Origin of the sequence: Ensifer sp. ENS10, assembly GCF_014852025.1 — a bacterium.
Taxonomy (GTDB): domain Bacteria; phylum Pseudomonadota; class Alphaproteobacteria; order Rhizobiales; family Rhizobiaceae; genus Ensifer.
In genome coordinates this window covers 687,906-707,546 of record NZ_JACVAS010000001.1, presented here as the reverse complement: position 1 = coordinate 707,546, position 19,641 = coordinate 687,906, and the positions used below count along the sequence as shown (strand labels likewise).

The window sequence follows — 19,641 nt, the reverse complement described above, 5'->3', positions numbered from 1 at the left end:
GGGCAACGGAAGCGGCCGGTCGCGCTAAAGCAGGCCGCGTCCCGCGAGGTTGCGCATCAGCGCCGCAGCACCGAAATTCCAGGGCGCGCATTCCGTCGAAAGCCTGACGGTGTTGGTCAGCCGGCCGAGTTCGGCATTGGCAATCGTCACCACGTCGCCAAGCTTGTGGGTAAAACCCTGGCCGGGTTCGTCGCGGTCTTCGACAGGGGCAAAGAGCGTGCCCATGAACAGCATGACGCCATCGGGATATTGGTGGTGCGGACCGATGGTCTGGGCGACGAGATCGAGCGGATCGCGGCTGATCTCCGCCATCGAGCTTCGGCCGGTGAGCCGGTAGCCGTCCTCCCCTTCGACAAGCAGGGTGAGCTCGGCCTTGCGGACATCGTCGATCGTGTAGGTTTCGTCGAACAGGCGAATGAAGGGGCCGATGGCGCAGGAGGCATTGTTGTCCTTAGCCTTGCCGAGAAGCAGCGCGGAGCGGCCCTCAATGTCGCGCAGGTTGACGTCGTTGCCGAGTGTTGCGCCCTTGACCTGGCCTCTGGAGCAGACCGCGAGCACGATCTCCGGCTCCGGATTGTTCCAGCGCGAGGCAGGGTGCAGACCGACAGCGGCACCAGGGCCGACCGCCGAGAGCACCTGGGCCTTGGTGAAGACTTCGGCATCCGGGCCGATGCCCACTTCCAGATATTGCGACCAGACGCCCTCCTCCTGGAGCGCTGCCTTGACGCGGGCTGCTTCCGCCGAGCCGGGCTTCAGGTTGCGCAGGCTGTCACCGATGACGGCGGTGACGCGGCTGCGGATCGCTTCGGCGCGGGACGCATCGCCCGCCGCCCTCTCCTCGATGACGCGCTCGATCATCGAGCGCGCGAAGGTGACGCCACAGGCCTTCACTGCCTGCAGGTCCGAGGGCGCGATGAGATGGAGGGTCGATGCATCCGCTTTCCGCGCGAGACACTCTTCAAGCGAGGCAAGCCGCTCGCCGGCTACGGAGCGCACATGCGCGACCGGATCCGGGAGCTCAAGCAGGTCGCGCATCGTCGGCGTTGCCTTCGAGGTGATGTCGAACAGAGCGCCGTCGCGGATCGTGACAAGCGACGGCCCGCCGAGATCGGGACGCCAGACGCGGCCGACAAAAGTGCCCTTGCCAAACGCTGTATCGGTCATGCCGCCCATCCTCCGTGCGCACTCTATTTCTTGCAGCCGAGAAGGGAGATGTAAAGCCGACGGCAGCGCGCAAGCGTCCCTTGGGTTGTAGCGTCCGGAACATTGCATATTTTCACGCGTTTACGGTTACGCCACGCGCCCTCCGGGCGCCCTTGTCGCTTCGCGACGGCGCGAAATCCGCTGCCTACGGCTGCCCGGAAGGTTCAGGAGCAGTCGCCTGAGGCCAGGAGGACGCCAAGAAAAGGATGAACGCAATGAACCAGCACGAAGAGTTCAAGGAAAAGCCGGTGATCGATCCGGTGACAGGGCAGCCTCTGCCGCAGACGCAAGCGCAGATGAGCGATGTGCCTCCGGCCCGGTCGGGGCGCAGCAACTGGCCGATCGTCATCATCCTGCTCGCCGGTCTGGTGTTGGCGCTGATCGCCTGGCTGCCGGCTGAACTGAGCCGGGATACCGCCGATACCGCGGCACCGCCGCCGACTACGGACCAGCCGGCAACGGGTCAGGCAACTCCGGACACGACGGCACCGGGTACCGCGACACCAGGCACGACGGGTCGGGTTACTCCGCCGGCCGATAGCAGCACGGCGCCCTCTGGTGAAACGACGACCCAGCCGGCGCCCGAAGCGACGCCGCAGCAAGGCACCCCGACGCCCGAAACGCAGGGTTCGACCCCGAACTCGACGCCGGGCACAACTCCCGGCATGACCCAGCCGGCACAGTAACGGCTGACCGACGGCCTTGGCTGGAGGGCTCTCCCTCCGGCCATTGACGCTTTAAGACAAGCGCTCAGTTCGGCCGCTCAGTTCGGCTTGATCGATGCCGCGACCATGGCGTCCCAGCCGGCGGCGGCGCAGTCGGCGATCGCCATCAAGGTTTCCCGTGTTGCCCCATCGCGCGCCTCGATCGACATTCCATGCTGGAGCGAGGCGACATAGGCCGCGATTGCTGCGCACGGCGTGCCCTCAGGCAGATCGCCGTCCGCGACACCACGCTCGAACCGCCGCTCCAGTGCGACCTGCTTTTCAAGCCGGTGCACCTTCAACGCGTCACAGACCTCCGGATCCCCGCCCGCCATCTGCGGCGCCGAAAGCACGACCATGCAGCCGCGCGGTTCGCCGCCGCGGGTGAAGTTCTCGGCGGTGCGCCTCAGAAGGTCATGTACCGCCGCCTTGGCCGTTGGAGCCGTTTCCAGCTCATCCCAGATGCCGGCACCGTCCGTCCGGCCATAGAGATCGACCGCCTCGATGAAGAGCTGTGCCTTGCTGCCGAAGGCCGCGTAGAGGCTCGGCGGTTTCAGCCCCATCGCCTGGGTCAGATCGGTTAGCGACGTGTTGTCGTAGCCCTTGTCCCAGAAGAGCCGCATGGCGCTGGCGAGCGCCTCCTCTCGGGAAAAATTGCGTGGACGGCCGCGGCTCGACATGGGAGTAATTCCTTTCTGTATCGATCAATACATAAATCGCTTGACAGCGGCTGGCAAGTCGTCCCTTTATATATGTATCGATCACTACAGATATGGAGAAACCAGTGACGAGTTTGAAAAACAAGGTGGCTCTGGTGACGGGTGGTAGCCGCGGCATCGGCGCGGCGATCGCAAAACGCCTGGCGGATGAAGGCGCAGCCGTCGCGGTGACCTACAGCCAGTCCAAGGCAAAGGCTGAGGCACTGGTAGCGGAGATCACCAAGGGCGGCGGCAGGGCGCTGGCGATCCAGGCGGACAACCGCGATCCGGACGCGGTCGAGGCTGCTGTCGGCGCGGTTGCCGAGAAGCACGGCCGCATCGACATCCTCGTCAACAATGCCGGCGTGTTCGATGCCGGAACGGTGACGGAGGTGACTGCGGACGACTTTGACCGGACGATGGACGTCAATGTAAAGGCGGTGTTCCTTGCGACGCGTGCTGCAGCAGCGCACATGCCCGAGGGTGGACGCGTCATCTCGATCGGCAGCAACCTCGCCCAACGCGTTCCATGGCCCGGCATGAGCCTTTACGTGCTGAGCAAGAGTGCGCTCGTCGGCTTCACCAAGGCAGTGGCGCGCGACCTTGGACCCAAGGGCATTACCGTCAACATCGTCCATCCCGGCTCGACGGATACGGACATGAACCCTGCCGATGGCGAGCTCGCCGGTCCGCAACGCGGGCTGATGGCGATCCCGCGCTTCAACGAGGCAAGCGATGTGGCAGGTGTCGTCGCCTGGCTTGCAGGCCCCGACGGCCGCAGTGTCACCGGCGCCGAATTCACCATTGACGGTGGTACCAACGCCTGAGCCGGATTTGTCAGAAACAAACAAGGCCGGAAGCATGACTCCGGCCTTGTTCAAACATTGCCAGGCAGCCTCCCGCACCTGGCTTGTTTTCTTTGAAATGGTGCAATTCCGGGAGAAACCCGCTTCGCACTTTTCCTGGACTTGCTTTAGACGAGGAAACGCTCCGGGCGGTATGGCGCGATATCGATGACCGTCTTTTCTCCGGTCATCGCTTCCGCCAGTGCCCGTCCGGTCACCGGCCCAAGCGTCATGCCGTGATGCGCATGGCCGAAGGCCAACCACAGGCCCTCGTGGCGCGGCGCCTTGCCGATGACGGGCATCATGTCCGGTGTGCAGGGGCGCGCACCCATCCACGGCTCTTCGTCGCGGCGTTCGGCGAGCGGGAAGAATTCGCGCGCCACCCGCTCGGCGCGCGTCAATTGCACCGGTGTCTTCGGCGCGTCGCGCCAGGCAAATTCAGCGCCGGTGGTGAGGCGCACACCGCGCAGCATCGGCGCCAGGAAGTATCCCCTCTCGGCGTCGAGCACCCAGTTGTTGAGCTGAGCACCCTCCTGCATGCCATAGTGCATGTGGTAGCCGCGCTTGACCGCGAGCGGGAAATGATAGCCGAGCTTGCGGGTAACCGTGTCGGCCCAAGGACCGAGCGCCACGACGACTTCGCGGGTCTCGAGCGGGCCCTCCGGTGTCGCCACGCGCCAGCCGGGACCTTCGAGCACATGTTCGGTCGTGGCTGCGTCGCCGGACACCAGGCGCCCGCCGAGCGATTGGAAATAGGCGAGATAGGCCTTGTTGAGGCTGTGCGGGTCGCGGATCGACCAGGGATCGCTCCAGCGCAGGCCACCGACGAGATCGGCCCTGATGGACGGTTCTATCGTCTTCAGTTCGCTTGAAGACAGTTTCTGATGATTGACGCCGAAGCCGGCCGAAAGCTTTTCCGCCTCCTTGTAGGCGGCATCCCGTTGCTTCTCGGTGCGGAACACCTTCATCCAGCCGTCTTTACGGATGAGTTCGCCCGCGCCTGACGCCGCGATCAGGTCCTGATGTTCGCTGATCGAATGCTCGATCAGCGGCGCATAGAGATGGGCGATGCGTTGGTGCTGGGTAAAGCCCGAATGCCACCAGTACCGCGCCAGGAACGGCACCAGCCCCGGCAAGGCCCGGAAATGATAGGACGCGTCGATCGTGTTGTTCAGCGCGTAACGGAAGAGCGCGCCGAAATCATGCGGGAAGCCATAGGGAAACACACCCTCGCGCTGGATCAGCCCCGCATTGCCGTAGGAGGTTTCCTCGCCGGCGCCGCGACGGTCGAGAAGCACCACCGACTTGCCGCGCCGCGCCAGATGGATGGCGGTGGAGATACCGACGATGCCGGCGCCGAGAACCACTACGTCAGTCTTCATTTGCAGCTGCCCCGTTTTCCGATCAAGACAAGCCGCGGCTTTGCTCGAGCCACGGCGCCAACGTCATTTCTTCTTCAGCGAGCGGCTGGAGAGGATGATCTGCTCGACGAGCAGTTCCAGCGATTTCATGATCTTCGGTATCCTCAAGGCAAAAGCGGCGGTATCGGCATCAATAGCCAAGCGGGCCTGCAAGGGCAAGCAAGGCGAGCCGACGGAGCGGACCTGCGGATGCAAGAAGGGCGACGTTGCCGCCGCCCATGTCCAACTACCTTGCGTTTGCGACCGCTCCCGTCAGCCTCGACGCACCAGGCCCGCGACCAGCGAAATCACCAGGAAGACGAGGAAGAGGAAGAAAAGGACCTGCGCGATACCCGCCGAGGTACCCGCAACGCCACCGAAACCAAGTACACCCGCTATGATTGCCACAACGAGGAAGACAAGCGCATAGTATAACATAGCAATTCTCCTTGCCAGGATTACTGCAAAGCAAACGCCACAACTATCACTTTGTTCCAAATATCTTATGAAATGCGCTCTGAGAAAATCTTCATTCCCACGGACATTAACCATTCATTTACCATGATAGACAAAAGAGTCCCAAATCGAGACGGTTTGTACCGGAAATGCCCGGAACATTCGAGATACTCTGACGTTCCTCCTCCATGGAATATGCAGGGTCGAAATGAAGATGCCGATAGCACATATCTGGAAAACGGCGGTTGCAGCGGGTCGGGAGAGAAAAGATCTCCAGGCTGGCAATCTTCACATCGGTAAGACGATGCGCGATCTTTACGTCAATAGCAGCGAAGATCAGAGTGCGAAACTCGAACATCTTCTCGAAGAACTTCGCCGGCGCGAACGGATGGCACAGAAGAAATAACCAAGCTTCCGCAAGACAATTGAAAAGCCGCCGCGGCCAGGGCCGGGCGGTTTTTCTTATGTCATCGCCTGTCTTCTTCTGTTTGCAACTTTACGCGCCTCTGGTTGCCGAGCTTGTGTCGACCCTTTTCCTAGCGCCGTGACATCCACTCGTCGATCTGACGCTCCGCCTCGTCGCGTGCGACCCCGTAGCGGGCCTGAATACGCCCCGCAAGCTCCTGCCGACGACCATCGATGACGTCGAGATCGTCGTTGGTGAGCTTGCCCCATTGCGCCTGCACCTTGCCTTTCAGTTCATGCCATTTGCCTTCGACGATATCCCAATTCATTGCTTTGCCTTTCGGTTTGATGGGCCGCCACACGCGCGGCCCGTGAACTCAGTTGCGGGTCTTCGCATGGCTGTCGTGGCGCGCGGCAACCGTGTAACTGCCATCATCGACCTGCACCTTGACCTGCAAGCGGCCCGCAGGAGTGACGTGCCATTCGATGGTCGCGTCCTCGACAAGCAGAGCCGGGTCAACCTCGGCGCAGGCACCATAGGCGTGCTTGAAGGCCCCGGCGGTCGCCTTGATCGCCGGCGAAAGCAGTTCGCGGCATTCGTCTACGGTTTCGAACGCCTCGGTCGGCGCCGGCACCTCGCGGCAGGCGTCCGTGGCCTGCATGCAGCCGACCAGGACCATGATGGCAGCTATGTGTTCCATGGGCATGCTCCCCAACGTCAAACTTGAGAACGGCAAACGGGGACGACTGCCCTCCTGTTCCACCGGACGAGATCTAATTTTTGTTGGAACCTTTGCCCACGTAGCGCGTTCGCCGCGCCCATGCCTCGCGCTTCAGATGCGCATGGACGCCGTTCCGGCAGCCGTCGCTGCCGGCGAGAGATGCTATGCCGGACCGGCGGCTATGGAACAAAACGCAGCAGTCGTCGTTTTCGCAACGATAACAAGTGCTGCGACTGCGGCCGAGCGATGGAGGAGATGCTGGGAGGCAAGGACACACCACACGTAGCTCGCCCATTGCGAGCAAGTCAAAGCTGGCCAATGACGCGGCACCGGGTGCGACAGATGCCTCATTGTCGTCATTCTGTTCGTCATCAGTCCCGACAAATCAATTTCAAGTAACCGATTCTATGTTCAACAGAGCAACCGGATAGGAACGCGTCATGAAGAAGATACTGATCGTAGCAAGCCTCATTCTCCCGCTGGCCGCCTGCACGCAAACAGAAAAGGGTGCGGCAATCGGCGCAACCGGTGGCGCCATTGTCGGCGGCGCAGCAACGGGCAATGTCAGAGGTGCTGCCGTGGGCGCAGCGATCGGCGGCGTTGCCGGTGCACTCATCGGGAATGCCAACGAACCGGGCCGCTGCATCTATCGCGACCGCTACGGCCGCCGCTATGAGGCCGCCTGCTGATCGGCACGAACAATGGAGAAACGGGCCTTGGCCCGTTTCTTCCGTTAAGGCGGGTTAGGCTCAAGGCCCGCGCTCAGCCGCCGCCGCTTCCGCTTTCTCCAGCTTTTCAAGCAGATCGACGAAGAGCTCAGGAACCGGCTCCTGTTCCAGCGCTTGATAGAGCGCCTTCAATCTGGCGCCGATCAGCCCGTGGGCATCCGAATTTTCCGCGGCCACACCCGGTCCTCCGCCCCGCCCTTCCCCACTTTCGGTCCCGTCGTCCATGTTCCGCATCTACCGCCGCTTGCGGCCTTTCCGTTGTTTTCCAACCATCCGCACAGAAGACCGCCTGGCGAGTGTGCCGGATTTGCTCTAGGCCGAAAAACGTGTTCAAAACCATTCACGTATTCCGCCAGATGTCCCCTATCCTCAGAAAACAAACGAATCGTATTGCACCTAAGGAAGTCGTTGATGTCCCTTTCGACCCGGATCGCGCCACACCTGCCCTTCCTGCGCCGCTACGCCCGCGCCGTCACCGGTTCGCAGGCCGCGGGTGACGGATATGTGGCCGCCGTTCTCGAAGCCCTCATCGAAGACATCGGCCTCTTCCCGGATACGTCGAACGATCGAATCAGCCTCTACAAGCTATTCTGCTCGCAGTTCGAGAAGATTTCGATTGATCGGACGGAAAACGCCTCGCCCTTTGCCTGGGAACAACAGGCGGCCGCGAACCTGTCGCTGATCGCGCCTGCGCCGCGCCAAGCCTTCCTGCTCGTCTCGGTCGAAGGCTTCTCGATCGCCGATGCGGCGGAGATCATGGGTCTGAGCCAAGGCGAATTTTCGAAGCTCTTGACGGTTGCCTCGGAAGACATCTCACGCCAGGTCGCAACCGATGTGCTGATCATCGAGGACGAGCCGCTGATCGCGCTCGACATCGAAGACATGGTGACAAGCCTCGGCCACAGGGTCACGGGCATCGCCCGCACCCATACGGAGGCGCTGGATCTCTATCGCAAGACATCCCCGAGGATGGTGCTCGCCGACATCCAGCTCGCCGATGGCAGCTCGGGCATCGATGCCGTCAACGAAATCCTCACGCAGGCGACGGTGCCGGTGATCTTCATCACCGCCTTCCCCGAGCGACTGCTCACTGGCAAGCGGCCGGAACCGGCCTTCCTCGTGACCAAGCCGTTCAATCCGGACATGGTGAAGGCTCTGATCAGCCAGGCGTTGTTCTTCGACGAGCACGCCCGCTCGGCTCGGCGCTGATCTTTCCCCTTCAGCCAGGCAGTTGCCGTTCCGGCGGCTGCTCACGGATTTCTTCGACGATTGCAAGGACGATGAGAGAAAGCGGCAGCGCCAGCATGGCGCCGACCGCGCCCCACATCCAGGTCCAGAAGACGATCGCAATGAACACCAGAAACGGATTCACCTCGAGTTCACTGCCGAGGATGGCCGGAATGGCGAGATTTTCCATGGCCAGGTGAACGACGAAGAAAGCCACGGCCGGCGCCAGCGCCAGCCACAGCACCTCGTGCGTCATCAGCCCGCCGACGACAAGGCTCAGCGTCATCACCGTCACGCCGAGATAGGGAATGAAGCTTGAGACAAAAGCAAACAGGCCCCAGAGCGGCGGCATGGCGAGGCCACCGACGAGTGCGATGACCATCGTCACAGTTCCGAGTGCCAGATAGATCAGGCTGGCGATGGAGAAGTACCGCGCCAGTGCATCTTCAATGGCATTCATGATGCGGATGGCGCTGAGGCGCTGCTCGCGGCCGGCAAAGGCGAGAATGATGGCTTTGCGCAGTTCCAGCCGGCCAAGCAGAAACAAACCGAGCGCTGCGAGAAAGATCAAAGTCTGTACGAGGGCCGGTGTCAGTCCCCCGACGGTGGCAGCGAGCATCGGGCCGGCGTTCTTCATAACGGTATCGGCAATCGCATCGTTCCCTACGCTCCGCGCGACCGCCAGCCGCAACCACTCAAACCGGTCGACAAAGGGCATGATGCGCGCCACGACGCCCTCGGCAAGCTTCGGCGCTTCGGAGGCGAGTGCCGTCAGCGGGCCGAGCAATGCGTTGACGAGGAAGGACAGACCGATCACGAAAATCATCGCCAGCAGCAGGCCGCCGAAGATCGGCGGCAAACCATAGCGCGCCAGTGCGTCAGCCGTGCGCCCGAGAACGATACCGACAACGATCGCGAGCGTGATGGGCAGCAGGATCGTCTCCATGGTGTAGATGGCAGCGGACCCGGCAATGACGAAGAGGCCGACGATGCTCCAGGCAACCATCAGATCGATACCGTCACGCCGCGGCGCGGTCGACGGCGCCGCCGTCGCAACGGCCGCCTCCTCTTCGACAATGCGTCTTGCGCGCTTGTACTCGTGTGAAGCACCGGCTCGCCGCAAGGTTTCCAAGATCACGCCTCGCTGTCCCTCAGGCATGCCTCGCTGTCCTTCAGGCACGGACGCGCGACTGCCGTCCGGTCTTGCGGGCAGGACATCGAACTGCCCAGCCGCAGGCTTCGCCTCAGATTGCGGCACGCCGCCTGGATCGCGCTCGATCAATGACGTTCCGGTGGAAAGATATGCAGGGTCAGCGAGAGCAGACCGAGGCCGAGAATGATGACGAGCAAGGTGTTAGCGACACCCGCAGCGGTGTCCGGAATGAGACCGAAAGCGATCAGGACGCCCGCGAAAAGAAGGACACAGACCCGTGGTAGCCAATAGAGCATAGACAGTCCTCCCAAAGGTTGGCCCGGTTTTTTGGCCAGATTCTTGGTTCGGACGATAACGTGCGGGCTCGCCAATTGGTTCCCTGCGCGACCCAAGCGGCGCCACGAAAAACGCCGCCGGACAGGAGGTCCGACGGCGCTGAAAGCGTGATGCGGAAAAGCCCGTACCGCAGGGCTTAGGCGGCAGCGACGACGATGACCTCGACGAGGTATTCCGGGGTCGCAAGCTTGGCTTCGCCGGTAGCGCGCGCGGGGGTATGGCCCTGCGGAGCCCAGGCATCCCAGACGGAGTTCATCTTCGGGAAATCGGCCATGTCGGCAAGCCAGATGGTGGCCGAGAGGATGCGGGTCTTGTCGGTGCCGGCGAGCGCCAGAAGACGGTCGACTTCGGCAAGCGCCTGCTTCGTCTGCGTCACGACATCGTCACCGGCGTTACCGACCTGGCCGGCGAGGTAAACGGTGTTGTTGTAGACCACGGCCTGGCTCATACGGGGGCCGGTTTCGAAACGCTTGATTTCCATGATCGTGTTCCTGAGGTTGGGCCGAACGGTCGTCCGGCCGAAAAGCGGCTGCCCGCCGCCCAGAGGCGAGAAGTGAAGGCGGCGCGACACCTCTACACCATCGTGTCTTGATGTCAAAGAAGCCGGGCAGTGGCTGCCCGGCTTCTCTTGTTTCCTCGGCGAAAATCAGCGGTGATGGATCAGGCCGCCTGCTTCTTCTTCGCCAATCGTGCCTTGATGCTCTCCACGTCCGCACGCGGCGTCGCGGCAAACAGCGTCCTGGTATAGCTGTGTTTCGGATCGGCGAAGACCTCGTCACGGCTGCCATATTCGACGGCTTCGCCGAAATACATCACCATGACGTCGTCGGCGATGTAACGCACGACCGAGAGGTCATGGCTGATGAAGACGTAGGTCAGCTTGAGCTCGTCCTGCAGATCGGCGAGCAGGTTCAAGACCTGTGCCTGAACCGAAAGGTCGAGCGCCGATACCGGCTCGTCGAGCACCAGCAGCTTCGGGTTCAGCATCAGCGCGCGCGCAATGGCGATACGCTGGCGCTGGCCACCGGAGAACATGTGCGGGTAGCGGTTGAAGTGCAGGTCGGTGAGACCGACCTTCTTCAACATCGTCATCGCCCGATCGCGACGCTCGTCGGCGGGCGTATCGGTATTGATGACCAGCGGCTCCATCAGGATGTCGCCGATCTTCTGACGCGGGTTGAGCGAGCCGTAAGGGTTCTGGAAGACGATCTGCACCTTGCGGCGCATCTCCGGCGTCATGTCGCCCTTGGCGATGTCGATCTTCTTGCCTTCGATCAACAGCTCGCCCGAGGTCGCCGGGTCGATCAGAGTGAGGATGCGGCCAAGCGTGGACTTGCCGCAGCCGCTCTCGCCGACGATCGCCAGCGTCTTGCCCTGTTCGACGCTGAAGCTCACGCCCTTCAAGGCATGAACGGTCTTTGCCTTCTTTATAAGGCCGCCGGGGATATGGTAGTCGCGCACCAGGTTGCGCGCTTCAAGGATCACGCTCATTGGGCCGCTCCTTCATCGACGAAGAGTTCGGAGATCGTCGGCAGACGATCGCCGGTCGCGTTGTCCGGCAAAGCCGCCAGAAGTGCGCGGGTATAGTTGCTCTTCGGATTTTCGAAGAGCGTCAGCACGTCGGCCTCTTCCATCTTGCGGCCCTTGTACTGCACGACCACCCGGTCGGCGGTCTCCGCGACCACGCCCATGTTGTGCGTGATCATGATCAGGCCCATCTTGTGCTCGGCCTGCAGCTTCATCAGCAGGTCGAGGATCTGCTTCTGGATCGTCACGTCGAGCGCGGTGGTCGGCTCGTCGGCGATCAGAAGCTTCGGGTTGCAGGCGATCGCGATCGCGATCATCACACGCTGGCACTGGCCGCCCGACATCTGATGCGGGAAGTGACCGAGCCGCTCGGCCGGATCGGGAATGCCGACCGCCTCGAACAGTTCGATGGCGCGCTTGCGGCGGCCGGCCTTGTCGAGACCCATGTGGATGCGCAGCACTTCCTCGATCTGGAAGCCGACGGTGAAGCACGGGTTGAGGCTGGCGATCGGCTCCTGGAAGATCATGGCAATATCCTTGCCGATGATCTTGCGTCGCTCGTTCGCCGACATGCCCAAGAGGTCGCGGCCGTTGAAGGTGAGCTTGTCGGCCGTGACCTTCGCCGTCCAGGGCAGAAGTCCCATGGCGGCCAGCATCGACACGGACTTGCCCGAGCCGCTCTCGCCGACGATCGCCAGAACCTCGCGTTCGTGGACCTTCATGGAGACGCCGTTGACGGCGCGGAAGGGACCGGCGGCCGTCTGGAATTCGACGACCAGGTTTTCGATTTCGAGAAGCGCCATGATCAGGACCTCTTCAGCTTGGGATCGAGAGCATCGCGCAGGCCGTCACCCATCAGGTTGATTGCCAGCACCGTGATCAGGATCGCGATACCCGGAAGCGTGACCACCCACCAGTGGCTGCTGATGAACTCGCGGGCTTCGGCGAGCATCGTGCCCCATTCCGGTGTCGGCGGTTGGGCGCCCATGCCGAGAAAGCCGAGGGCCGCAGCGTCGAGAATGGCGCTCGAGAAGGAGAGCGTCGCCTGGACGATCAGCGGCGCCATGCAGTTGGGCAGGATCGTCTTGAACATCAGGCGACCATGACCGGCACCGGCCACCTTGGCGGCGACGACATAGTCGCGGGTCTTTTCGCTCATGACGGCCGCGCGCGTCAGGCGCACGAAGTGCGGCTGGAAGACGAGCGCGATCGCGATCATGGCGTTGACGAGGCCCGGTCCGAGAACAGCCACAAGCACCAGGGCGAGCAGCAGCGACGGGAAGGCGAGGATGATGTCCATCACGCGCATGATGACGGTATCGACCCAGCCGCGGAAGTAGCCGGCGATGACGCCGAGAGCGATGCCCCCAACCAGCGACAGCGTCGTCACGATGACGCCGACGAACAGCGAGAAGCGCGTGCCGTAGATCAGACGGGACAGCATGTCGCGGCCGACGGCGTCGGTACCGAGCAGGTAGCCGGCGCGGCCGCCCTCCTGCCAGACCGGCGGAACCAGAACCGCATCACGGTACTGCGCCACCGGATCATGGGGCGCGATCCACGGCGCAAAGACCGCCAGCAGAACGAGGAGCAGGAAGAACACGAGGCCGATGACGGCGCCGCGGTTCTCGGAGAAATAATACCAGAACTCGGCCAGTCGCGCCCGGCGGGACGGATCGGTCGAAACGGCGCTTGTTGCAGCAGCTTGAGACATGACGCCCTCCTTAGTGCCGGATACGCGGATTGATCAGACCGTAGAGCAGGTCGACGATGAGATTGACCACCATGATCACCGCAGCGATGACCAGCAGGCCCCCCTGGATGACGGCGTAGTCACGACGCGACACCGAATCCACCATCCACTTGCCGATACCCGGCCACGAGAAGATCGTCTCCGTCAGGATCGCGCCGGCGAGCATGACGCCCACCTGCAGACCGATGGTGGTAACCACCGGAATCAACGCGTTGCGCAGCGCATGGACGCCAACGACGCGGAAGGTCGAAAGACCCTTGGCGCGCGCCGTGCGGACGTAATCTTCAGAGAGGACTTCAAGCATCGCCGAGCGCGTCTGGCGCGCGATGACCGCAAGCGGAATGGTGCCAAGCACGATCGTCGGCAGGATCAGGTGGCTGACCGCCGACTTGAAGGCGCCGGCCTGGCCGGACAGCAGCGAGTCGATCAGCATGAAACCGGTAACCGGCGGGAAGAAGTACATCAGCGAGATACGGCCCGAGACCGGCGTCCACTGCAGCATGCCGGAGACCAGCATGATGAGCAGCAGGCCCCACCAGAAGATCGGCATGGAGAAGCCGACGAGTGCGGTGCCCATCATCGCCTGGTCGATGGCCGAGCCGCGCTTGATCGCCGCAATCACGCCGGCCGGAATGCCGAGGATGATCGCAAACAGGATCGCGCAGAGCGAAAGCTCGACGGTCGCCGGGAACAGCTCGAAGAACTGGTCGATGACCGGCTTCTTGGTCACGATCGAAGTACCGAAATCCCCGTGGAGCACGCCCCAGAGATAGTCGAGGTACTGGACCACGATCGGTCGGTCGAAACCGAGCGCATGTGAAATTTCAGCATGCCGCTCCGGCGACATGACGCGCTCGCCCGAAAGCAGCGCCACCGGATCGCCCGGAAGCAGGCGAATGAAGGAGAAGGCGATGATGGAGACCCCGACGAAGGTCGGTATCAGGACAGCCAATCGCCCCAAGAGAAATCGGAACATGTTAAACCCCGCGCCATGTTGCCGCGGCATTGTATCCCGCCGCTGGCACCACTGCATGCTTTCCCACTTAACGGCGAAGCATACAGCAAGTCGAAATGCCACAGCGACCTTTTGCGCTCCAGGAGGAACTCGGGTCGCTATAGTGGATGCAAAGAGGGGCGCTTGCCCTTGGCAAACGCCCCCTTAAGGATCAGTTAACTAAATTACTCGGTGATGTCCACGCCGTCGAAGGCAAAATCGCCGAGCGGGCTCTGAACGAAGCCCTCGACATTCTTGCGCATCGGCACGACGGAGAGCGAGTGGTCGATCGTCGCCCACGGCGCCTCGCGCTTGAAGACGGCCTGGGCCTCTTCGTAGAGCTTGGTGCGCTCGGCGATATCCGAGGTTTCCTTCGCCTTCTTCACGAGGGTGTCGAATTCCTGGTTGCACCACTGCGCACGGTTGTTGCCGCCGACAGCATTGCAGCCGAGAAGCGTGTCGAGGAAGTTGTCCGGGTCGCCGTTGTCGCCGGTCCAGCCGAGGATGACGGCACCGTCACGATCCTTCGCCTTGGACTTGTCGAGGTATTCGGCCCATTCGTAAGAGACGATCTCGACCTTGACGCCGACCTTGGCGAAGTCCGACTGCATCAGTTCAGCTGCGCGGCGAGCGTTCAGCATGTACGGACGCGAAACCGGCATTGCCCAGAGCTTCATCGACAGGTCCTTGACGCCTGCGTCCTCGAGCATCTTCTTGGCTGCTTCCGGCTCGTAGGTGTCGTCTTCAAGCTTGTCGTTGTAGGACCACATCGTCGGCGGGATCGGGTTGACGGCCGGCTGGGCAGCGCCCTGGAAGACGGCGTCGACGATTGCCTGCTTGTTGATCGCCTTGTTCAGCGCCTTGCGCACTTCCGGCTTGTCGAACGGAGCCTGGGTCGTGTTGTAGGCGAGGTAGGCGACGTTGAGGCCGGCCTGTTCCATGACCTTCAGGTTCGGGTCAGCCTTCATCTTTTCGACGTCGGCAGCGTTCGGATACGGCATCAGGTGGCATTCGCCGGCCTGGAGCTTCTGGAAGCGAACCGAAGCGTCGGTGGTGATTGCGAAGACGAGGTCGTCGATCTTCTGCTTGCCGCCCCAGTAGTCCGGGTTCGCCTTGTAGCGGATGACAGCATCCTGCTGGTACGCGACGAAGGCGAACGGACCGGTGCCGAGCGGCATCTGGTTCATCTGCTCCATCTTGCCGTCAGCCTGCAGCTTGTCGGCATATTCCTTCGACAGGATCGAAGCGAACGGCATCGCGATATTGGCGAGGAACGGAGCTTCCTTGCGCGTCAGGGTGAACTTGACGGTCAGGTCGTCAACCTTTTCGACCGACTTGATGACTTCCGGGAAGCCCATGCCGGCTGCGTATTCCCACGAAGCGCCGGTGATGTACTTGTTCCACGGATTGTCGGCCTTCAGCTGGCGCTCGTAGGAGAACACCACGTCGTCGGCGGTCAGCTCGCGGGTCGGCGTGAAGAACTCGGTCGTCTGGAACTTGACGCCCGGACGCAGCTTGAACGTGTATACGAGACCGTCGTCGGAAATCGTCCAGCTCTCGGCAAGGCCCGGCTCGACTTCGGTCGTGCCCTTCTTGAACTCGAGCAGGCGGTTGTAGACCGTGTGTGCCGCCGCGTCGAACGTCGTGCCGGCGGTATACAGGCCCGGGTCAAAACCCTCAGGCGAACCTTCCGAGCAATAGACGAACGTCTTCGACCAGGCAGAGCCGGCCATCAGCGTGGCAAGCGCCGTCGCTGCAAACAGAGTAGTGAGCTTTTTCATGAGCTTTGCTTCCCAGATTTGTTTTTGTTCTCGTGTTTTCCTGACGCGGAATGCCGTTGCCCCCCGGTCAAGGCCGGATGGAACGACATTTGGCGTCGCATTGCAATAAGTCGCCGCATAAATTTGTCTATGCGAAAAATTCGCCCGCAGGTAGAGCCGGGATCTCTGTCCACTGTTTTAGAATCGACTGACGAATCAATGCAGCGCGACACCTTCGAACCAAGGCTTCCCGGCTGTTTCCGCAGGGTTTACAACGTGCCTTGTTCGTCCCTCCACCGGGGCTAGTCTCGCCCCGGATGCCCGCCTTTATTCTAGCGCGAACGGCGGGCCTGCGGAATACACGATCATCCGCCTCACGAGAGTGAGATTCGGTACCGACAGGTTTCCGTCAATCCCAAGATACTATGGTAGAAATCACCAACAGGATTGTGCAATAGAATGTATACAAAACTCGGGGGAGACAATCGACGTGCCCAGACGTCCTTGGGAGGGACCGGCAGCCGCCTTTTACAGTTTGCCGTCTTTCGGCAGGTTTGCCGAGGGACGGGCATGATGCTTGCTGCCAGCAATGCCGGCGCCGATCTTTGCCGGTTGATCGCTCCGGCGCGCCGGATAGACTGCCGCGCGACGACAAGGGGATAGCCATTCCGTGGCGGCTTTGCTGGAAAATCACAGGCGATACGATCTTCGCGACGAACTTGAGAAAGCGCTGAACCGCGTAGACTTCTTCCGCATCTTCCACACGATGGCGCTCAGGTTCGGCTTCAGCCATTTCGGCATTCTTCAGCTCGGCAACGAGAACGACGCGTGCATGCTGTCCACCCGCCTGGTGCTGCATGATCTTCCCTCCGGGCTTGCCGAGGAATACGACAAGCGCCACCGCTTCGGTGACTCCCTCTTCTACAAGACGCTGCACCGGTCGGCGATTTCCTCCGTCTGGCGGACGGACGACCCGGGCTGCGACACCAGCCAGAATTTGCTCGTGCAGCTCGGTTTCGAGCTGCTGCTCAGCGTGCCCGTGCATGCGGCTGCCACCGGCGCGCGCTACGCCGTTCTCTTTCTCGGTGATGGCGATGACATCGGCCGCACCGAGCATGTCGAAGTCGCCTATGACGCGGTCTCAGCCTTCGACTACTTCTATCGCATCGCGCTGGCCAACAAGACCGGCATGGGCCTAACGCCGCGGGAGACCGAAATTCTCAAGTGGATCTCGCACGGGAAGACGGCAAGCGAGATCGCTCTCATCGTTTCCGTGTCGGAGCACACCGTGAATTCCCACACCGCAACGATCCTGAAGAAGCTTGATGTCGTCAACCGCACCCAGATGGTGGCGAAGGCGATCCGAGAACAGATCATCCAGTGACAGCCGATGCGTGGTATCCCACTACACCACGCCCAACGAACAGGACGCCTGCAAATCAGCAAGGGTATCGGTCATGACGCGAAAAGCTCACATCCTGCTCGTTGACGACGATCCGACTGAAAACCTGATCCTGCGCGCCTTGATCCGCAAGGTGAGCAATATCGAGATCGAGCTGCATTACTGCCAGACGATGGAGGGCGCGCTGGAGTTCCTGCGCTCGGGCAAGCCGGTGTCGATGATCCTCCTGGACAACCGACTTCAGCCGCAGCGCGATTTCCGCGAGACCGTGCCGGCGCTTCGGCACCAGGGTTACATCGGGCCGATCGGGGTGATTTCGGCGTCGCTCGCCGATCCCTACTTTCAGAATCTGGAGGAGTATGGTGCCGACTTCCGCATCGACAAGGCGGAAATCGACCCGACCGCGATCGATTTCATATTGCGGGAATATCTGCCGCAGGGGTGAACCCAGCGAAGCTCCGCTACAGCGCCGCGCGTTCTATCAGACGCGCAAAGGTCGCTGTAGCACTTTGATTTGCTGCATATCTTTGTCCTTAAAACGAGGTCGATTTAAGGTGACATGCAGTAGGCCCTGGATCGTCAGGCAGCCGTGGTCTGCGGACGCTTCGTTTCTTCGAGACCGAGCAGGAAGTTGATCTGGGGACGCGCCTTGACGAGGTCGTCGATCGTGTAGCCCTGAAGCACCTCAAAGAAGGCGTTGAGCGCCTTGCGGAGCGCCGAATTGAGGCCACAGCTATCGACGAGCGGACAGTCGATCTCGCCGGCCTCGAAGCATTCCGCCATGGCGAAGCTGTCTTCCGTTACCTTGACGACATCGAACAGGGTGATGGCGGATGCGGGCTTCGGCAGGCGCACGCCGCCATTGCGGCCGCGGACGGTCTCGACAAGGCCGGCCTTGGTCAGCGGCTGCAGGATCTTGAAGAGAAACAACTCGGAAACGCCATAGGCCCTGGCGATTTCGGGAATGCGGCTGAGCTTTTCTCCGTTGGCGGCGCAGTACATCAACATGCGAACCGCGTAGTTCGTTTGTTTCGTCAGACGCATCATTCACTCCGGCATTCGAGAGGTTCACGAGTTCATCATATAGGACGGATCGTAGTTTGGAACAATTCCAAAAAGCTCGAAAATTCACTTCTTGTTGAGTGTTAACCGTTTCCCGATTGACTGTTCTGGGCGCTGAGGTCAAGAAAGATGAGCATTTTTGTTAACTTAGCTCAAACAAGAAAATGGAGGAAGCGATGTCCGTTTCAAGAGCAGCGATGGGCGTTTTGTCCCTGACGGCAACCCTGCTTACGACGAGCGCCGCCTGGGCCGACGGTGAGGTCAATATCTATTCCTACCGGCAGCCCGATCTGATCAAGCCGCTGCTCGACGCCTTCACCAAGGAAACCGGCATCACCACCAACGTGCTCTTCCTCGACAAGGGCCTCGTCGAGCGCATCCAGGCCGAAGGCGCCAACTCGCCGGCCGACGTGATCCTGACGGTCGACATCAGCCGCCTGACCGAAGCCAAGGACGCAGGCGTCACCCAGCCGGTCGTCAACGAGACGATCAGCAAGGACATCCCGGCACATTTCCGCGATCCTGACGGCAACTGGTTCGGCCTCACCACGCGCGGCCGCGTCGTCTACGCTTCCAAGGACCGCGTCGCCCAGGACGACATCACCTATGAAGAACTTGCCGATCCGAAGTGGAAGGGCAAGATCTGCACCCGCGACGGCCAGCACTCCTACAACATCGGCCTGTTCGCCTCGATGATCGCCCACCATGGCGAAGCCGAAACCGAGAAGTGGCTGACGGGCCTCAAGAACAATCTCGCCAAAAAGCCCGACGGCGGCGACCGCGACCAGGCCAAAGCGATTCTCGCCGGCGAATGCGACCTCGCACTCGGCAACACCTACTATGTCGGTCTGATGCTGACCAACGAGAAGGAGCCGGAACAGAAGGATTGGGCTGCCGCCATCAAGGTGCTCTTCCCGAACGCCAAGGACCGCGGCACGCACGTCAACATCTCGGGCATGGCACTCGCCAAGAACGCCCCGAACAAGGACAACGCGCTGAAGCTGATGGAATTCCTGTCGGAAGGCGAAGCCCAGAAGATCTACGCCGAGCAGGTCTACGAATATCCGGTTCTTCCGGGCGCCGAGCCGTCAGACGTCGTGAAGTCCTTCGGCACGATCAAGCCGGACGAATTGCCTCTCGCCGACATCGCCGCCAACCGCAAGAAGGCATCGGAACTGGTCGACAAGGTCGGCTACAACGACGGCCCGCAGGACTGATCGCGAACCGAACTCGCGTTACGGACAGCGGGCCTCGGCCCGCTGTTTT

The 19,641-nt window shown here is 61.7% G+C and carries 24 protein-coding genes; 8 read left to right on the top strand and 16 right to left on the bottom strand.

Going from position 1 to position 19,641, the window contains the following annotated elements:
• Window positions 1–24: 24 nt before the first annotated feature.
• On the bottom strand, window positions 25–1,164 hold the full coding sequence (locus tag IB265_RS03450; RefSeq protein WP_058325424.1) for a fumarylacetoacetate hydrolase family protein: 1,140 nt from the start codon (window positions 1,162–1,164) through the stop codon (window positions 25–27).
• A gap of 254 nt (window positions 1,165–1,418) precedes the next feature.
• Between IB265_RS03450 and IB265_RS03445 the strand changes: the two genes are divergently transcribed.
• Entirely contained in the window at window positions 1,419–1,889 is a 471-nt protein-coding gene (locus IB265_RS03445) for a hypothetical protein (RefSeq protein WP_057251687.1), read from the top strand.
• Between the two features lie 77 nt (window positions 1,890–1,966).
• On the opposite strand, the gene IB265_RS03440 is transcribed toward IB265_RS03445, so the two are convergent.
• Window positions 1,967–2,587 (bottom strand): TetR/AcrR family transcriptional regulator, encoded by a 621-nt coding sequence (locus IB265_RS03440; protein WP_057251688.1) that lies wholly within the window; start codon window positions 2,585–2,587, stop codon window positions 1,967–1,969.
• A 92-nt stretch (window positions 2,588–2,679) separates the two neighbouring features.
• Here IB265_RS03440 and IB265_RS03435 point away from each other — a divergent pair, with 92 nt between their 5' ends.
• Entirely contained in the window at window positions 2,680–3,432 is a 753-nt protein-coding gene (locus tag IB265_RS03435) for an SDR family NAD(P)-dependent oxidoreductase (RefSeq protein WP_057251689.1), read from the top strand.
• A gap of 146 nt (window positions 3,433–3,578) precedes the next feature.
• On the opposite strand, the gene IB265_RS03430 is transcribed toward IB265_RS03435, so the two are convergent.
• Entirely contained in the window at window positions 3,579–4,832 is a 1,254-nt protein-coding gene (locus IB265_RS03430) for an FAD-binding oxidoreductase (RefSeq protein ID WP_192494626.1), read from the bottom strand.
• Between the two features lie 291 nt (window positions 4,833–5,123).
• Window positions 5,124–5,288: a DUF1328 domain-containing protein gene (locus IB265_RS03425; protein WP_065372751.1), complete on the bottom strand. Its 165-nt coding sequence runs from the start codon at window positions 5,286–5,288 to the stop codon at window positions 5,124–5,126.
• Between the two features lie 226 nt (window positions 5,289–5,514).
• Between IB265_RS03425 and IB265_RS03420 the strand changes: the two genes are divergently transcribed.
• Window positions 5,515–5,712, top strand: coding sequence for a hypothetical protein (locus IB265_RS03420; RefSeq protein ID WP_057250939.1), 198 nt, complete (start codon window positions 5,515–5,517; stop codon window positions 5,710–5,712).
• A gap of 130 nt (window positions 5,713–5,842) precedes the next feature.
• Here the strand turns inward: IB265_RS03420 and IB265_RS03415 are convergent, their stop codons facing one another.
• Window positions 5,843–6,040: a CsbD family protein gene (locus IB265_RS03415; RefSeq protein ID WP_057250941.1), complete on the bottom strand. Its 198-nt coding sequence runs from the start codon at window positions 6,038–6,040 to the stop codon at window positions 5,843–5,845.
• A 48-nt stretch (window positions 6,041–6,088) separates the two neighbouring features.
• A complete protein-coding gene (locus IB265_RS03410; RefSeq protein ID WP_057250943.1) occupies window positions 6,089–6,412 on the bottom strand; it encodes a hypothetical protein in 324 nt (107 codons plus the stop codon).
• Window positions 6,413–6,873: 461 nt separating this feature from the next.
• On the opposite strand from IB265_RS03410, the gene IB265_RS03405 reads away from it, so the two are divergent.
• Window positions 6,874–7,122, top strand: a complete 249-nt coding sequence (locus IB265_RS03405; protein WP_034800856.1) for a glycine zipper domain-containing protein — start codon at window positions 6,874–6,876, stop codon at window positions 7,120–7,122.
• Window positions 7,123–7,182: 60 nt separating this feature from the next.
• On the opposite strand, the gene IB265_RS03400 is transcribed toward IB265_RS03405, so the two are convergent.
• A complete protein-coding gene (locus IB265_RS03400; protein WP_244495600.1) occupies window positions 7,183–7,338 on the bottom strand; it encodes a NepR family anti-sigma factor in 156 nt (51 codons plus the stop codon).
• A 234-nt stretch (window positions 7,339–7,572) separates the two neighbouring features.
• On the opposite strand from IB265_RS03400, the gene IB265_RS03395 reads away from it, so the two are divergent.
• Complete coding sequence (locus IB265_RS03395; RefSeq protein ID WP_057250945.1) at window positions 7,573–8,370, top strand: response regulator; 798 nt, start codon at window positions 7,573–7,575, stop codon at window positions 8,368–8,370.
• A 10-nt stretch (window positions 8,371–8,380) separates the two neighbouring features.
• Here IB265_RS03395 and IB265_RS03390 read toward each other — a convergent pair whose 3' ends face one another.
• The 8 genes from IB265_RS03390 to IB265_RS03355 form a co-directional block, all read right to left on the bottom strand.
• The gene (locus IB265_RS03390; protein WP_373419808.1) at window positions 8,381–9,511 is read right to left on the bottom strand and encodes an AI-2E family transporter; all 1,131 of its coding nucleotides are present in this window, start codon (window positions 9,509–9,511) and stop codon (window positions 8,381–8,383) included.
• Between the two features lie 155 nt (window positions 9,512–9,666).
• Window positions 9,667–9,837, bottom strand: a complete 171-nt coding sequence (locus tag IB265_RS03385) for a hypothetical protein (RefSeq protein ID WP_093231984.1) — start codon at window positions 9,835–9,837, stop codon at window positions 9,667–9,669.
• Between the two features lie 176 nt (window positions 9,838–10,013).
• Window positions 10,014–10,358, bottom strand: a complete 345-nt coding sequence (locus tag IB265_RS03380) for a RidA family protein (RefSeq protein ID WP_057250950.1) — start codon at window positions 10,356–10,358, stop codon at window positions 10,014–10,016.
• Window positions 10,359–10,537: 179 nt separating this feature from the next.
• Window positions 10,538–11,368: an ABC transporter ATP-binding protein gene (locus tag IB265_RS03375; protein WP_057250951.1), complete on the bottom strand. Its 831-nt coding sequence runs from the start codon at window positions 11,366–11,368 to the stop codon at window positions 10,538–10,540.
• On the bottom strand, window positions 11,365–12,207 hold the full coding sequence (locus IB265_RS03370; RefSeq protein WP_082615831.1) for an ABC transporter ATP-binding protein: 843 nt from the start codon (window positions 12,205–12,207) through the stop codon (window positions 11,365–11,367). Before IB265_RS03370 ends, IB265_RS03375 begins: the two co-directional genes overlap by 4 nt.
• 2 nt (window positions 12,208–12,209) lie before the next feature.
• On the bottom strand, window positions 12,210–13,118 hold the full coding sequence (locus tag IB265_RS03365) for an ABC transporter permease subunit (RefSeq protein ID WP_057250954.1): 909 nt from the start codon (window positions 13,116–13,118) through the stop codon (window positions 12,210–12,212).
• A 10-nt stretch (window positions 13,119–13,128) separates the two neighbouring features.
• On the bottom strand, window positions 13,129–14,133 hold the full coding sequence (locus IB265_RS03360) for an ABC transporter permease subunit (RefSeq protein WP_057250955.1): 1,005 nt from the start codon (window positions 14,131–14,133) through the stop codon (window positions 13,129–13,131).
• 203 nt (window positions 14,134–14,336) lie between these two features.
• Window positions 14,337–15,932, bottom strand: coding sequence for an ABC transporter substrate-binding protein (locus IB265_RS03355; RefSeq protein WP_057250957.1), 1,596 nt, complete (start codon window positions 15,930–15,932; stop codon window positions 14,337–14,339).
• Between the two features lie 649 nt (window positions 15,933–16,581).
• Here IB265_RS03355 and IB265_RS03350 point away from each other — a divergent pair.
• Together IB265_RS03350 and IB265_RS03345 are read left to right on the top strand one after the other, a co-directional pair.
• Complete coding sequence (locus tag IB265_RS03350) at window positions 16,582–17,295, top strand: helix-turn-helix transcriptional regulator (RefSeq protein ID WP_057250959.1); 714 nt, start codon at window positions 16,582–16,584, stop codon at window positions 17,293–17,295.
• Window positions 17,296–17,368: 73 nt separating this feature from the next.
• Window positions 17,369–17,758 carry a response regulator gene (locus IB265_RS03345; RefSeq protein WP_057250960.1) on the top strand — a complete coding sequence of 130 codons (390 nt, stop codon included), beginning with the start codon at window positions 17,369–17,371 and terminating at the stop codon, window positions 17,756–17,758.
• A 134-nt stretch (window positions 17,759–17,892) separates the two neighbouring features.
• Here the strand turns inward: IB265_RS03345 and rirA are convergent, their stop codons facing one another.
• Window positions 17,893–18,357, bottom strand: coding sequence for an iron-responsive transcriptional regulator RirA (gene rirA / locus IB265_RS03340; protein WP_057251106.1), 465 nt, complete (start codon window positions 18,355–18,357; stop codon window positions 17,893–17,895).
• Window positions 18,358–18,572: 215 nt separating this feature from the next.
• Between rirA and IB265_RS03335 the strand changes: the two genes are divergently transcribed.
• Complete coding sequence (locus IB265_RS03335) at window positions 18,573–19,592, top strand: Fe(3+) ABC transporter substrate-binding protein (protein ID WP_057250963.1); 1,020 nt, start codon at window positions 18,573–18,575, stop codon at window positions 19,590–19,592.
• The last annotated feature ends 49 nt before the right edge of the window (window positions 19,593–19,641 follow it).